We start from the raw sequence: 13800 nt of genomic DNA, 5'->3' as shown, positions 1-13800 counted from the left end.
CCCTGAGCGTGCCCTGAGGGGTTTGGCGGGCAGCTACCCCGGTGGCGCAGCGCTACTGCCATGACGTCGCCCTGGCGCAGCGAGGTCATGCTGCCGCTACGCGATACCGCTGACGATCCTGGCTGGTCTTGCGGACCCTATTTGGGTGCCTGAAGCGCTGCGCTGAGCTTGTGGTTAGGGGCGCAGTAGGGCGGGGTGTAGGACGGTGTCGCCCGCCTGGGTGGTGGCGGGGCGGCGGAATAGTGCCGCCGGACGGCCTGTGCGCGGGCTGGTGTTGCCGCCTGTCGGCTCCAGCAGGCCCGGAGTGCTGGTGGCTTTGCGGTGGAAGTTGCGCGGGTCCAGGCGCGTGCCCCACACCGCCTCATAGATTCCGCGCAGCTCCGCCACCGTGAATTCCTCCCCGCAGAAGGCGGTGGCGGCGGGGGAGTATTCGATTTTGGATCGCGCTCGCTCCACGCCGTCGGCCAAAATCTGCTGGTGGTCAAAGGCCAGCGGGCGGTGATCCGTGAGGAAGTTGGCGACCGGTTCCCAGTGGACGGCGGCGGCGTCGCCTCCGGCGCGCGGCAGTTTCAACACCGGGGAGAAGAGCACGTAGGCGACGGATAGTACGGGGCCGCGCGGGTCGCGCCGCAGTGGCCCGTAGCTGCGCAGTTGCTCTAGGTGTCCGGTGGGTTCAACCCCAGTCTCTTCGGCGAGCTCACGGCGCGCGGCTGCCTCCAGCTCCTCGCCCTCCAGTAGGAAGCCGCCGGGTAGGGCTGGCATTCCGGCAAAAGGCTCCAGTAGACGGTCTACCAGCAGTACTTGCAGGTTGGCATCGGCCACGGTGAGGGCGACGACGTCGACGGCTATGGGCAGGCGTGCGGCGGTGGTGGGGGCTTGGGTCTCCTGTGGGGGCATGTGACCAACATAGATTAAATGTCAGGTTGACGAAAAGTTCGAGGTGGATATATCGTCAATATGACGACAAACCGAGAGGGGTCGTACCCCTAGTCCCAAAGGAGCAGCCAATGGCACGCATCCGCCACTACCCCTTCATCTCCCACTACCAGGGCAGCCCCACCGAGCATGTGGTGCACTTGCGCGGCGGCAAGCAAGTGCATTCCGGTGTAGGCCTGGGCTTCTGGTTCCGCCCCGCCGTCACCGCCATCTCCGAGGTCCCAGCCATCGATCACGAGCGGGCTGTGCTATTCCACGTTGCCACCCGCGATCAGCAGGACGTCACCGTTCAGGCTGTGCTCACCTACCGCTTCGCCGACCCGGAGGCAGCATCCCGGCGCTTGGACCTGGCGATCTTCCCCTTCCAACAAGTCGGCCTGAGTGAACAGCCCCTACGCCAGGGTCTGCGGCAGGTAGCCGACCTCCTAGGCCAGCTTGCGCAATCCCTAGCAGTTGACGTGCTGCGCTCCCTAGACCTGGCCCAGGCCCTGGAAGACGGCCTGCCCCGGGTGCGCACCGCCCTGGTAGAGGGATTTGCTGGCCACGCCCGACTGGCTGACTTAGGCGTGCAGGTTAGCGATGTGCGAGTGCTCGCCCTGCGCCCTGAGGAGGACATTGAGAAGGCTCTGCAGACGCCCCTGCGTGAGGAGCTGCAGACCGAGGCGGACCGCGCGCTCTATCAGCGCCGCGCCCTAGCGGTGGAACGTGAGCAGCAGATTTCCGAGAACGAGCTGTCCTCCAAACTGGAGCTGGCCAGACGCCGGGAGGCACTGGTGGCGCAAGAAGGTGCCAACAATCGGCGGGAGGCAGAGGAGAAGGCTGCGGCGGCACTGGTTGACGCCAATGGTCGGGCAGAGCGCCTGCGCTTGGATGCTGCTGCCCGAGCACAGGAAATCGAGCAGGTGGGCCAGGCCCAGGCGCAGGCAGAGCGCGTCCGCACCGAAGCCTATGCAGCCCTGGGTGCCGAGGTGCTGCGCGCCCTAGCTCTGCGTGAAGCCGCCAAACACCTGCCCGATATTGGCCAGCTCAACTTCACTCCTGACCTGCTGACCAAGCTCTTGTCGGGACTATTTGGTGATGGCACAACGGACGCTGGCAGCCCGGCGGCCACGCGCGGCACTGCCGCGGGGGCAGCTGGCGGTGCGCGATGAACGGGAGGCAGGCCCGGGGCGAGGTAGGCACCACCTCGCCTACCGGAAGGCGCCGCGCCGTGATCGTCACCCGGCGGACTGAGCTGGATGAGCTGCTGGACCGTCACTCCACCCGCGGCCAAGCCGAGTTCTTCCTGCGCACTCGCGGGCGAGACCTGGCGCAAGTGCAGGCTGCACACGACGCCCTACAGACCGCCCGCAATGAGGTGCTGGCCTCCGTGCCGTCCGAGTGGGCGCTGGCGGAGGTGGAGCGGGGTGACCTGTCCCGCTTCCTGTTCACCGGTGAGGACGTGGTGCTAGTGGTGGGCCAGGACGGGCTGGTGGCTAATGCGGCCAAGTACCTGGATGGGCAGGTGGTGGTAGGGGTCGACGCCGGTGGCGGCACCGGAGCTCTAGTGCGCACCACTCCGGCTGGCGGGGCGGCGGTCCTGCGGGGGCTCGCGCAGGGACAGCCGCCGCATATGGAAGCGGTGGCGATGGTGCGGGCTGTGGCTGACGACGGCCAAGAGCTGACAGCACTCAACGAGGTATTCATTGGCGACGTCGGACACCAGTCCGCGCGCTATGAGCTATGTGTGCCAGCCGGGCGGGAACGCCAGTCTTCCTCCGGGGTGCTGGTAGCTACGGGGGCTGGGGCAACCGGCTGGGCGGCCTCGCTATCCCATGATCGTGGTGGGCGAGAGCTGCCGCGTCCCGCTGAACAACGGCTCGCTTGGTTTGTGCGGGAAGCCTGGCCTTCAAGGTACACGGGAGCAGAGCTGACTGACGGGCTGCTGGCCGGGGAAGAACGGCTCAGACTGACCGTGTCCAGCGAGCGGCTGGTGGTTTTTGGGGACGGCATTGAGACTGACCGTTGTGAACTGACCTGGGGGCAGGAGGTTGAGGTGGGGCTCTCGCCCCGGCGTCTGAACCTGGTGTGCCAGTGAGCGCAGAGCCGGGGTCGTAGTCGCAGAGGCGGTTTTTCAGGCCCCTTCTGCCTGCCCGGTTCGCTGCAGGTAGTCCTGGACGCGCTCATCAAGCCACGCTGGGTCGGCTTGCCATTTGCCATCTATGGTTCGTGACCAGGGCCAGGGGTCTGGTAGTTCAATAACCTGCCCGGCCACTACTGCGAAACCATCGCTCATAGCGGCGACGTCGCGCACCACCTCAACCCAGATGTCGTATTCCGGTTGGTGCGGTACGTAGCACTGGGTCAGAAGAGTTGGCATCCAGCCTTCCGGAGGGCGTACTCCGATCACTCGCTCCACCTCGCGCGGGTCCGGAACAATCATCGGGTGGGGGACCTGAATGGCAGGCCGCAGGGGCAGTTCTTTAGGGACGATGCCGAAAAGCGCGTCGTCGGGAGTCTTCGTGACCTCGAACTTTGGGGTCCTCGCTAAAGCAGCGCCGATGAATAGGTCCGCCTCGACGACCCCAGGTGAGACTATGGTGACTATCCGCGGCACAGGCTTTCTCCATTCTTGATTAGGGCTGTGGTTAAGGCAGGGTTTGCGTCAGTTGCCGCTGAAGTTGGCAATTTGACACAGACGGGGGCGACGACCGCGGCGGATCCACCATCCCCGCCCAGGTTTAAGGTGCTCCGGGCGCATGCCGAATACGTTTCCTTCGGAGCGATCCCCGTCCATCAGCAGGCAAGTCCCTCCGGTGTCCCGGATTGCCTGGAAGGTGGAGTCAAACATCGCGCTGGAACTGCCGGCCACCGGGCGGGAAAGGACCACATTCAGCCGCACGTCCCTGGCAGATGGCAGATATGGCAGGACGGGGGCCAGGATGCTGGTTCCTCCAGCAGCCAGGATCTCGTAGTCGTCGATTACCAGCACGATGCGCGGCCCTGACACCTCCTCGCCTGAGGCCAGAGCCTCGGAGCGTTGTGCCAGTTCAGCGGCGATCGCACTCGACAGTCCGTTGGCTGTGGCTGCAGAGGTGGCGTGCCCACCCAGGTATTCCTCGGGGCAGGCGCTGACCGTGTTGCGGCGTACGTCGTACAAGCCGATAACCAATTCCTCGGGCGTATGCCGCTCTACCAGTGACTCGATTACGCCGCGCAGAACCGTGCTCTTGCCACATCCGGAGTCACCCAGGACGATCAAGTGGGGGTCAGTGACCGCCGGGTCCATGTCGATGTGGGACATGGTGTCTTGGAATAGGCCCAGAGGCAGGGTGTCCGGCAGTTCGGAGCCGTCGGGCAGGGTCTCGGGGGAAAGCACCTCCGGCAAGACCCGTACGGCTGCCGGAACAGCGCCGCGCCAGGTCTCACTGGTTAGCTCAGCCAGCCTTTCTACAGCAGCCCCCACTGAGGTGGTCTGCTCATCCAACACCGGAAGGGCCACATGGGCGAATAGCTTCTCTGGCAGCAGCATTCTTCCGGGGGTGTCCGCCCGCAGCGTTTGGGACAGCTTGCGGGCAATGTTGGAGTCGGTTGGGTCATTGAGCCGCAGCTCCATGCGGGTGCCGACCAAAGGCTGCTGGGACATGCGCAGGTCATTGGTGCGAGCCAGGGTAGCTACCAGGTGAACCCCCAGCCCACCCCCGCGTCGCAGCACCTCGTCCACCAAGTCATCAAGCTCGGAGAAGTCTGAGCGCAGTAGCCCTAGTCCATCGATCATGAGCACTACATCGGCGCTGGCTAGCTCGGGTATGTCCCCCGCGGCATGTTTTTGGCGGAGCATTTCCAAGGAATCAACCCGGTGTCGGGCCATGACGGATTCACGCTGGTCAAGCATGGCGACGACTTCTTCTAGGACTCGGCGCATGCGTTCACGGTCGCCCCTGGTAGCTATGCCGCCAACATTCGGCAGGTCGGCCAAACGCGCCAGTCCGCCGCCGGTGGCATCCACCCCGTAGAAACCCAGCCGGACTGGGGAGATGGTCAGGGCGGCGGAGGCCGCCAAGGTCCATAGGAAAGTTGTTCTGCCGGATTGGGAGGCACCTAGCACTGAGACGTGACCGCCGCCGACGGTCAGGTCCAGCGCCCACTGGTCTTGGCGTTGCTGGGCCGGGTCATCCACCAGACCGATTGGGACCCTCAGCCCGTTCGCGAAACGGTCCAGGGCAGGGGCGGTCAGCGTCGTCTCCCCGCCCTCTAGCTCCCCGCCGAGCATCACGGGCAGGGGCAGGCGTTTAGGCAGTGGCTCAAGCCAAACGGGGCGGGGTCGGGTGGCAGCATTTGAGAGCTGCGTCGCGACGACGTCGATGACGGTCTGTTTGACCGAATGCCCCTCAGGCACAGCTTCTTCACCGGAAGGTGCCTGGGGTTCGTCGCTGAGCCCGTTGTGCACCGGCAGGAGCAGCGGTTCCTTGACCTCGTAGTCCTCAGGCTGGGCCTCGGAGTCCAGTTCGTCCGCCGGGCAGGAGACGAAGCCCGAGCGGAAGCGGGTGTAGATGGTGGTGTCAACCTTCAGGTAGCCGTATCCGGGAGCTGCCGGTAGGTGGAAGGCGTCAGAGTTGCCGATCACGGTTGAGGACTCTGCCTCTGTGAAGGTGCGCAGGCAGATTCGGTAAGACAGGTAGGTGTCTAGGCCGCGCAGCTTGCCGCCCTCGATCCGCTGGGAGGATAGGAGCAGGTGTACCCCGATGGACCGGCCAATGCGTCCAATGGTCAACAGGAGGTCCACGAAGTCGGGGCTGGCTGTGAGCAGTTCACCGAATTCGTCAATGATGACAAATAGGTGAGGCATGGGAGCCATTTGCGGGTTCTTTTCCCGCAGGCGCCGGTAGTGGCTGATATCAGGTGAGCTGCCTGCGTCGCGCAGCTGTTTTTGCCGCCGCACTACCTCTCCGGCGATCGATGCGCGTGCGCGTTCCACTAGGCCGGCGTCCTCAGCGAGGTTGTCCATGAGGCCGACGACGTGGGGCATCTCGGCGAAAGGCGCGAAGGCTGCTCCACCCTTGTAGTCCACGAGGATCATGGTCAGGTCTTCAGGACTGTGGGTGGTGGCTAGTGCGGTGACCAGGGTGCGCAGCAACTCAGACTTGCCTGAGCCGGTAGCACCTACACACAGTCCGTGTGGCCCCATTCCCAGCTGTGCAGCCTCTTTGATGTCCAGCAGCACGGGGTTGCCGTCGTCGTCTGAGCCGATAGGTACGCGCAGGAAGTCTCGCGGTGGGCGTGGCGCCCAGGCCTGCTCGATGTCGATCTGGCGGGGATCTTCCACTCCTAGCAGGTCTTGCAGGGAGGTGATGTTGGCCGACTCATCGGCGCGTTCGGCTGCTTGTCCCAGACTGTAGGGGGCGAGGCTGCGACTTATGCCTTCCGCTAGGGCGGCGCCTAATAGGTCAGGCGCACAGGTGATGGGGGCTGGGGCGGTGGTGGGTCTGCCGCTGGGGTCGAGAGCTGGCCGTAGGTCTTCTATCAGGACGGTGCCGTCTTCCTGGAGCGTCAGGCGAATCGTGGGATCACTTGGCTCGTTGAGACGGTCAGTTACCAGGTGCATTTCAGTTACACCGATCTCTTGGGCGTTTACGCCTGAGTCGGGCAATCGCAGGTATCTGGCCGGCCCCTTGTCCTCACAGACAGCCAGGATTCTGGTGCCGGTGGGCTTTTGGGGGCGTCCGCTGCCGGTCCGGGGTGTGCGGGCGGCGAGTTTGGAGGCCTCAACTAGTTCGGGGCGCAGGATGGCGCTGAGTGAGTTGGCGTCGGGTGCGGTGCGGCGCAGGGCGATGGGCCCGTCGAAGGCGCCGTGCACCCTTAGGTGGGGTAGGCGAGAGACGCAGTCCCATTGGTCTGCCTGCGACTGGTTGTAAGCCAGGGCGATATGTAGGTCCTCGGGGGCGTGCAGCACGGCGGCCTGCAGGAGCAAAGTGCGGGCTAGGGCTCTGGTGGCGTCAAGGGGACCAACCACTGACACCACACCCGCGCAGTCCAGGTCAAGGGAGAAGGGGGCACGTGGCAGAACCGCGTGGGTGTCCACCACCACCTGAGCTTGCTTTAGGAGGATGGGGTCGATTTCTGCAGGTGTGGTTACCTGGGCGAGTTTGGCTAGGGGCAGTGGCAGGTCTGCGATACCTATACGCAGCCGCATGAAGTCAGGATTGCCCCGCCTGCGCTCCCAACGGCGCTCCGGGGCGGTGGCTAGACGGGCTAGCGAGCCAGGGCTCGGGCTCGTGGCTAGCAGGGTACGCCTGAAGGATTCGGCTAGTGCCGTGGCGGATTCATCGGCGGTCAGGAGGCTGTCTAGATAGTGTTCCCGGCGTTTGGTCTGGTTGCGGGCGGTGGTGGCTCGGCGGGACAGCAGTCCGGCGAGCATTCCGGCTGCTGTGACGGTCATAATCACTGCACCGAGCAGCGCGAAAATCGGGTTGGCGCGCACCAGGGTCATCATGAGCATGGAGGAGCCGGCCCCTGCAAGCGGCATGAGCATCTGGACGGGGAAGCCCTGGCCGGAGCCGGTGTCGTTGAGATGCGGCGGCGCGGGCACGACGACGGGTGCGGGTGCTTCGGCTGGCGCCGTGACTCGGCCGGGGCGGTGGACTACCTCGATCATGCCTGGGCCTCGCTGGGTATGGCGGCGGTGACTAGCTCGGCGGCAAGTTGTGCGACGGCGTTGCTGCTGCGGCGGCTAAGGAGTCCGGGAGCCCGGGTGCGACCTTTGCTGGTGCGGGCCAGGACCGGGTCGTAGGGGAGAAGTACCTCGTTGTCGTTGAGACGAGGGATGAGCACCGGTCCGGGGTCGTGGACCGTGATCGCGTGGAGTAGCTGTGCCTGTCTGGGTGTGGATGGGGTGGTGGGTGCTTGGGCGGCTTGCAATTGGACTTCTTGTAGCAGTTCCCGGCCGCGTTCCACCGCAGCCCGTTTGGCAGGGGTGACCAGTACTATCGCGTGCAGGTGGGGGCAGGCCTGGGCGAGGCTTTCGGCGGTTAGTGGGTTGGTGTAAGTGGTGACGGTGTCGTAGAAGCGGAAGAGCTGCGCGCGGGCTTGGTCCCAGGCCGCGGGAGGTTGCTGGGACCACTCGTCTAGATGCAGGACGCCGAGCAACCCATCAGGGCCGACGCCGACCTGCTGGCGAGCCTCGGTGGCGGTAGTTGGCGGTGTCAGCGGGTGCTTGGGTGGCCATTGGAGGTGCTGGTCGCGGCTGCGCCCCGTCGCGTTGAGTAGCAGCCCGGGCAGCTTGCGGCTGCGGGTCAGCATGGCAGCTAGGTGCGTGGCCAGTGTGTGGGCAGCGGCACCGGTGGCGGTGGGGGCTACCAGGGTGCGGCAGGACAGTGGAATGGGGCGGCGCAGTTGTGCAGCCAGCGTCTCGGTCTGGGCCCGCCAGGAGGCTGCGCCGGTAGCCAGGAGCAGGAAGGTGTCGAGCCGCTGGCTGATGGGGCGCCGTGCAGGGGAGGCTGCGCCGGTCATGTGAATAGCCTCAGTAGCCGAGTAAACATGCCCGCCAGGCCACACAGTAGCGGCAGCGTGCAGACCGCCAGCAGGCTCTCCAGGCGGTTACCAAGCCGTCTGAGTCGGACCTGACTCTGCGGGGCGGGCCGGTACAGGCTAGCTGCGGCGAGAAGAGTCGCAGCGGTTAGTAGCGCCAGTCCTTGAGGTACGGCGCCGGGGACTACGCGGACCAGGGCGAGGCAGGCTGGTACCGCACTGCCCCAAAGTGCCAATACCTCAAGGCGCAGCGGGTATGCACGGGAACGCAGGACGGCAGCGACTAGCAGCACGATAGCTAGGGCCCGACCCCAGTTGTTGTCCTGTTGGGCGAGGTGTTTTGCGGCCCACCCCAGTGCGACTGCGCAGGCCAGGGTGGTGGAGGCCAGGGCATCGTGTGAGCGCAGGATGGCTGGGTCAACGCGACGGCGGGCTGGAACCTGCCCTGCCAGCGCTTCGTCGTCGAGCCTAGAAGTTCCAGATAGCAGTAGGGACAGCCACGGCAGCCAGCCCAACAGAACCAGGGAGGTGGTCCCGAGTATGCCTGCTGTGACTGCGTGGTTATGGGTGACGGATTGGAGCAGGGGAGCTAGGCCAAGGAAGCCTGCGGCGGTTAGGGCTCCCCACAGCCAAGCTTCTCTGCGGGCGCCGATGCTGAACAGGGATGCTGCTCCTAGGGCCGCCAGGACTGCAACGGCACTGCCTGCTGGCGGGGTGGTGGAGGTAAACAGCGTGTAGAGGACCGGTATGAGCAGACCTGTGCCCAGGCTTTGTAACAGCAGCCCCGAACCTTGTGCCAGGTGGCGTAGGCGCAGCTGTGTGGAGCTGCGGGAAAGGAGTGCACCAATACTTATGGTGAGCAGTCCGGGAAGTGGCCATAGCCAGGGGTGGAGGCCCTCCAGGGGATGCTTTATCAGGGCTTTGGCAAGGATCGCCCCGGTGAGCAGGAGCAGTGCCCCGGTGCCTAGTAGCCGGTCGGACTCCTTCCACCTCCAGGGGTGGTTGTCGGTGGCTTCGGTAAGGGCTCCGGCCAGGTCGGAGATTTCAGCGGGGGGAGGGATCTCGTCGTCAGTTACGAGGCGCAGGATTTCGCCGTCGGGGACCTGTTGTGAGGCTAGGTCTTGCTCTAGGTCAATGACGACGCCGTTGGGGCGGACCAGTCTCAATGGCGGCAGGTCGGTTCCGGTGCTGGTGCCGAGGAGGCTGAGCAGGGCAGGGTATTGGGTACCTACGGCCTCGTCAGAGGGCAGGACGATCTCCGCGCGACGGTTGGGTGCGGCGATGGTGACACGGGTGTAGGGAATCATGGGGTGCTCCTAACCGTGGCGGTGGTGCCTGTGGGGGAGAAGCCTCCACGGATGGAGCTCATATGGGTGCTGATGTAGGAGTAGCCGACGCAGCCAGCACAGATGAGGGCGGCAACTACCAGGGAGGCAAGCACCATTGGTGCGGTGCGGCGGGGGCGTCCGGGGGCTGAGCCGCGCTCAAGGGCGGATATCAGGCGGGTGCGGCGGACGCGGGCGGCGTCGAGGATTGCGGAGTCTGTGTCTTGAGCCATCGTGTTACCGCTTCTTCTGGGTGGAGGCTCCGGTTTCAGCGAGGACGCGAGCGACTTTCCCGGTGCCACCATCCAGTGTTTCCACTAGCTTGCCTAAGGTACTCCAGTCTCCAGCAGTGCTTGCCTTTAGGGGAACCAGGATTCCTTGACGGCGCCCGTGGCCGGTGGTCATTCCGCCGTGCTGCTGGGCGACTTCCTGGGCGTCTACGCCCAATTGTTTGACGCCCGGGGCGCCGATGAGCACGGCAACGGGCGTGGGGGCTGGGCGCGCCGTGGTGGGGACTGAACCGTCAGCCAAACCACCTGTGCGGTAGGCCAGTGCGAACTGTGGTTTGAGTTCATTTCCGATGGCGTTGAGGAAGTTGGTGGTTCTCTCGTGCCATTCGTCTGCCCTCCAGTGCTTGGGGTTGACGTTGACTTCTAGATATTCCTCTAGGCCGTTCTCGCTGCGGGAGATGGTTAAAGTGCCGGTGGCGATGGCTCCGGTGTCAGAGTGGGCTGAGATGGTGAACAGGGCGTGGGGCATCCGGTCCCGGGCGTCCTTGGTGAGCTGTTTGCGGTCCCAGGGGGCTCCGGCTGGTTCGTATCTTCCCCAGCCTAGGACGGTGTCTTCGGGCAGCAGACCTAGGCACAGGAGTTCGGCGACGCGGCCGATCACGGTGCCGCCTCGGGCGGGGTGGTATATGGAGGCGGATACGGTCAGGAGTGGTACTAGCTCTGCGGGCTGGAAGTGATTCTCTGAGAGGACGATTCGGGGGTCGTTTGGGTTTTGGACGACCAGTTCGATCTGCGGCGTCCAGCGCCCGTTGCGGGCGTCCCGGAACCCGGTGGGTTCTCGCACCAGCACGGTGCAGCCAGTGTCGTAGGCGACCCGATCAAAGGCTGGGGTTAGACGCGCCCCTTGGGGCACGGTGATGATGATCTGTTTCTGGGTGGTGTTGCGTACCGCATGAATTAGGTCAGCGATGCCCTCGCTGAGATAGATGCAAGGATCGTCTAGGCGGGTGACAGTGGCTAGCTCGTCGACTTTGTAGTCAAAGAACGGGTGGGGGTAGGACACGTTTGTCACTCCTGTGCGATTGTCAGGGTCAGGCTGCCGAGGGCTAGAGAGAACGGTGGGGTTGCGGCCAGGGTGCCTCCGGGCGGGCAGAAGACTGGTGGTGCGCCGGGTGGAAGCAATGCGGTGCCGGTTGGCGAGCCTAGGTCTGTGACCTCTGCCCCGGTCATGGTGGGGCGGAGGACTATGTGGTTGGCGGCGCAGTTGCGGCCAAGGTCTGGGACGGCCAGAGTCGCGTAGGCGGCGTGTTCGGGGTTGGGCAGGGGACCACGCCCCACTACGGTCGCTGCGGTGATGCGGGCTTCCCAGCCGTTTGGGGAGATCACTATTAGGGCAGGTGTTTGCGGTGGCAGGTCGTATTGGGTGGTCTGCGGGCTGCCGATGAGGGGTGGTGCGGGTGGGCTAGGTGCCGGTGGTGGGACGGCGGGTGCCGCTGGCGCCAGCGGGAGATTGGCGTTGTCGGCTAGCGGCGCTGCCGGAGTGCTGGCAATGACGCCGTATCCGTTTGTCGCTGCCTCGTAGGACGGGCTGGCGTAGGAGTCGGTGGGAGGAGGGGGCGGCGGTCCTTGTGGGGGTAGGGCGGGTGCCGGGGGTGTCTGATTTCGTTTTGCTCGCCTGCGTGGCCGCGGCGTGCTGCTGGCCTTGTGTGCGCGCCGTCGAGAACGTCTGGACTCTTTTTCTTCAGCGGGGCTGGTGCCTTCTGCTGTCGGCGAAGGTGAGAGGCTGGCGAGGCTGCCGCGGCTGGGGTCGGCGCCTTTGCGGGTGTTGTAGACGGTGGCACTGGATGTGCTGCCCCCATGTAAGACGGCTAGCAGTGCCCTGGGGGATCCGGGTGGGAGGCCTGCCTCGTCATCGACGGTGCGTAGGCCCAGAAGGTAGGCGCCTATGCCGCGCCCGTAAACGCAATGCGTATGGAACAGTGTGAGGGCGCCGGCTAGGGCGATAACTACGAGTAGGAGCCGCACTGGTGCGGGGAGCGGACTGAGCATGCCGACGGCCAGTGGGCCGAGCAAGGCAAGCAAGTCGATACCTGCTGAGGCAAGGACGCTGGCTGGATGAGCCTTCCTGCACTGGGGCCAGGACCGAGGTTGGTCGGACACGGTCAGGCCTCCTTGGCGCCAGGGTCACTCTTGCAGTTGCCGGCCATTTCAGGTGTAGCCGACCCGAGACATGGTAGCTGAGAGCCTGGCATGAAGGAGCTCGGGAAGTGCACGGGGCATCCTCCCCACAGAGTTGTAGGGGGGCGTCCGTTATGCTCTCGTGATATCAGCCTGGATTGGGCTGTGTAGCGAGCCGGTAGTGCCTTGGGTGCGCTGGTATCTGGGTGACAGGAGGAACCTGATGAAGTTCGATATGGGATCTAGCACGCTGGGGAATCTGACGCGGCAGACCTCGTCTTCAAGTGATGACCTGGGGGGTCTGGTGCGGCAGTTGGCCATCGCCGGGGAGCCTCTGGAAGGCAAGTTCAACGGAGCCGGCCGAGCAGCGTGGGATGGCTTCAAATCACAGACGGACGAGGTTGCGAATGAGCTGAATGCTTCTCTGTCTGCTGTTCTTGGCGGAATCAGCGGGATGGATACGGCATTCACTCAGGGTGAGCAGGACATGGTGGAGGCGACGCGGGCGTCGCAGTCCTCCGTTGACTTCGATTCTGCTCGCTTCGGTTCTTCGCGGGCCTGAGTTCTTGAAAACGCAAACTAGGAGAAATTACAATGGCTAACAACACTGAGCAGCGTTCATACGACATTAGCGCCTCCGAGTCGGCGCAAGCTAACTTCGAGTCCATCGCCTCTAGGCTGGAAGGGCTGATTTCGCAGCGGGACACCGACGTCAAGAATGCGATGGCTCAATATCAGGCCGATGGCGTGTCGGACGAGTATCAGGCGAAAGAGGCGCGTTGGAATAAGGCGGCTGGGCAGGTGCGTACCATTATCGCTACCTTGCGTTCGTCTATGCAGGCAACTGATGAATCTGCGACCGGCGCCTTGCAGAAGGCCAAGAGCGCGGTTGACCAGATGGGCTGAGCCGTGAGTGCCTGGGATATAAATGTCGAGTCCGTGGCTTCGATTTTAAGTAGCGAGAAGACCGAGGCTGAAACTACTCTTAGCACAGCCATGGAGGGCGTGGGCACCGCACTTCAAGGCTTGTTCTCCACTACTGGCGGCGAGGGTGGGACGCAATTGGTTGCAGCTGCCGTCAGCGAGTGGTGCACGAACCATCAGAACGACTTTAAGAGCGTCGGGAATACAATCTCGAATGTACTGACTAACACTAAGAGCGCTGTTGACTCATATTTGGCGCATGATGAGGCTGCGGCGCTTGAGTTCCAAAGGAAGGCGAAGTAAGGGGTGGTCCCGTTTGCTTTGCGTTGAGTACCTTGATCATCGGAGTTTGTTGTGACAATCGATTCGTCCAAGTTTCCTGCTTTGAATCTTGATGTTGAGGCACTTCAAACTAATGCCTCAAATCTGAAGACGAAAGCCGGCGAGATGCGCATCTCGGGCGCAAGAATAAAGACTACATGGGCGGGTATGTCGTCCTGTTACCATGCTCCGGAGCAGGAGACTTTATATGCCGCAATGAACCCCGTAGAAACGGGTACTGACGATTTGGCTGATGATCTCGAGAGTATGGCGACTGCCATATCTACTTTTGCGGATACGGCAAAGCTTATCAAGCAGGACTCTCAGGCGCTCAAACTGCGCGCAGACTCCCTAGCTACGTCTATAGCGTCTGACGCTGA

13 protein-coding genes are annotated in these 13800 nt (G+C 64.0%); 5 read left to right on the top strand and 8 right to left on the bottom strand.

The genetic code is table 11. From position 1 onward, the window contains the following. Positions 1–174: 174 nt before the first annotated feature. Positions 175–897 carry an NUDIX hydrolase gene (locus DR039_RS10055; RefSeq protein WP_111837219.1) on the bottom strand — a complete coding sequence of 241 codons (723 nt, stop codon included), beginning with the start codon at positions 895–897 and terminating at the stop codon, positions 175–177. 110 nt (positions 898–1007) lie between these two features. On the opposite strand from DR039_RS10055, the gene DR039_RS10050 reads away from it, so the two are divergent. Both DR039_RS10050 and DR039_RS10045 read left to right on the top strand, forming a co-directional pair. Beyond that, a complete protein-coding gene (locus DR039_RS10050) occupies positions 1008–2087 on the top strand; it encodes an SPFH domain-containing protein (protein ID WP_111837218.1) in 1080 nt (359 codons plus the stop codon). Next, positions 2084–3013 carry a hypothetical protein gene (locus tag DR039_RS10045; RefSeq protein ID WP_111837217.1) on the top strand — a complete coding sequence of 310 codons (930 nt, stop codon included), beginning with the start codon at positions 2084–2086 and terminating at the stop codon, positions 3011–3013. The genes DR039_RS10050 and DR039_RS10045 overlap by 4 nt, the downstream gene beginning before the upstream one ends. A gap of 36 nt (positions 3014–3049) precedes the next feature. Here the strand turns inward: DR039_RS10045 and DR039_RS10040 are convergent, their stop codons facing one another. From DR039_RS10040 to DR039_RS11330, 7 genes are read right to left on the bottom strand one after another with little or no spacing between them, the layout of a single operon-like run. Further along, positions 3050–3532 (bottom strand): hypothetical protein, encoded by a 483-nt coding sequence (locus DR039_RS10040; RefSeq protein WP_111837216.1) that lies wholly within the window; start codon positions 3530–3532, stop codon positions 3050–3052. A gap of 48 nt (positions 3533–3580) precedes the next feature. Next, positions 3581–7570, bottom strand: a complete 3990-nt coding sequence (gene eccCa / locus DR039_RS10035) for a type VII secretion protein EccCa (RefSeq protein ID WP_111837215.1) — start codon at positions 7568–7570, stop codon at positions 3581–3583. After that, positions 7567–8424, bottom strand: coding sequence for a hypothetical protein (locus DR039_RS10030; protein WP_111837214.1), 858 nt, complete (start codon positions 8422–8424; stop codon positions 7567–7569). Before DR039_RS10030 ends, eccCa begins: the two co-directional genes overlap by 4 nt. Next, entirely contained in the window at positions 8421–9749 is a 1329-nt protein-coding gene (locus DR039_RS10025) for an EsaB/YukD family protein (protein ID WP_111837213.1), read from the bottom strand. Before DR039_RS10025 ends, DR039_RS10030 begins: the two co-directional genes overlap by 4 nt. After that, entirely contained in the window at positions 9746–10000 is a 255-nt protein-coding gene (locus tag DR039_RS10020) for a hypothetical protein (RefSeq protein ID WP_111837212.1), read from the bottom strand. Before DR039_RS10020 ends, DR039_RS10025 begins: the two co-directional genes overlap by 4 nt. 4 nt (positions 10001–10004) lie before the next feature. Next, on the bottom strand, positions 10005–11060 hold the full coding sequence (locus DR039_RS10015) for a DUF6177 family protein (protein WP_111837211.1): 1056 nt from the start codon (positions 11058–11060) through the stop codon (positions 10005–10007). Between the two features lie 5 nt (positions 11061–11065). Beyond that, entirely contained in the window at positions 11066–12157 is a 1092-nt protein-coding gene (locus DR039_RS11330) for a hypothetical protein (protein ID WP_170166940.1), read from the bottom strand. A 241-nt stretch (positions 12158–12398) separates the two neighbouring features. Here DR039_RS11330 and DR039_RS10005 point away from each other — a divergent pair, with 241 nt between their 5' ends. Genes DR039_RS10005 through DR039_RS11835 form a run of 3 tightly spaced genes read left to right on the top strand, consistent with a single transcriptional unit; the run spans position 12399 to position 13402 of the window. Continuing rightward, on the top strand, positions 12399–12737 hold the full coding sequence (locus tag DR039_RS10005) for a hypothetical protein (RefSeq protein ID WP_111837209.1): 339 nt from the start codon (positions 12399–12401) through the stop codon (positions 12735–12737). Between the two features lie 32 nt (positions 12738–12769). Next, positions 12770–13081 carry a pore-forming ESAT-6 family protein gene (locus DR039_RS10000; RefSeq protein WP_111837208.1) on the top strand — a complete coding sequence of 104 codons (312 nt, stop codon included), beginning with the start codon at positions 12770–12772 and terminating at the stop codon, positions 13079–13081. 3 nt (positions 13082–13084) lie between these two features. After that, positions 13085–13402: a DUF6507 family protein gene (locus tag DR039_RS11835; RefSeq protein ID WP_111837207.1), complete on the top strand. Its 318-nt coding sequence runs from the start codon at positions 13085–13087 to the stop codon at positions 13400–13402. The last annotated feature ends 398 nt before the right edge of the window (positions 13403–13800 follow it).

Origin of the sequence: Actinomyces bovis (assembly GCF_900444995.1) — a bacterium.
Classification (GTDB): domain Bacteria; phylum Actinomycetota; class Actinomycetes; order Actinomycetales; family Actinomycetaceae; genus Actinomyces; species Actinomyces bovis.
The sequence above is the reverse complement of the archived record's forward strand: the minus strand, read 5'-3'. Positions and strand labels throughout refer to the sequence as shown.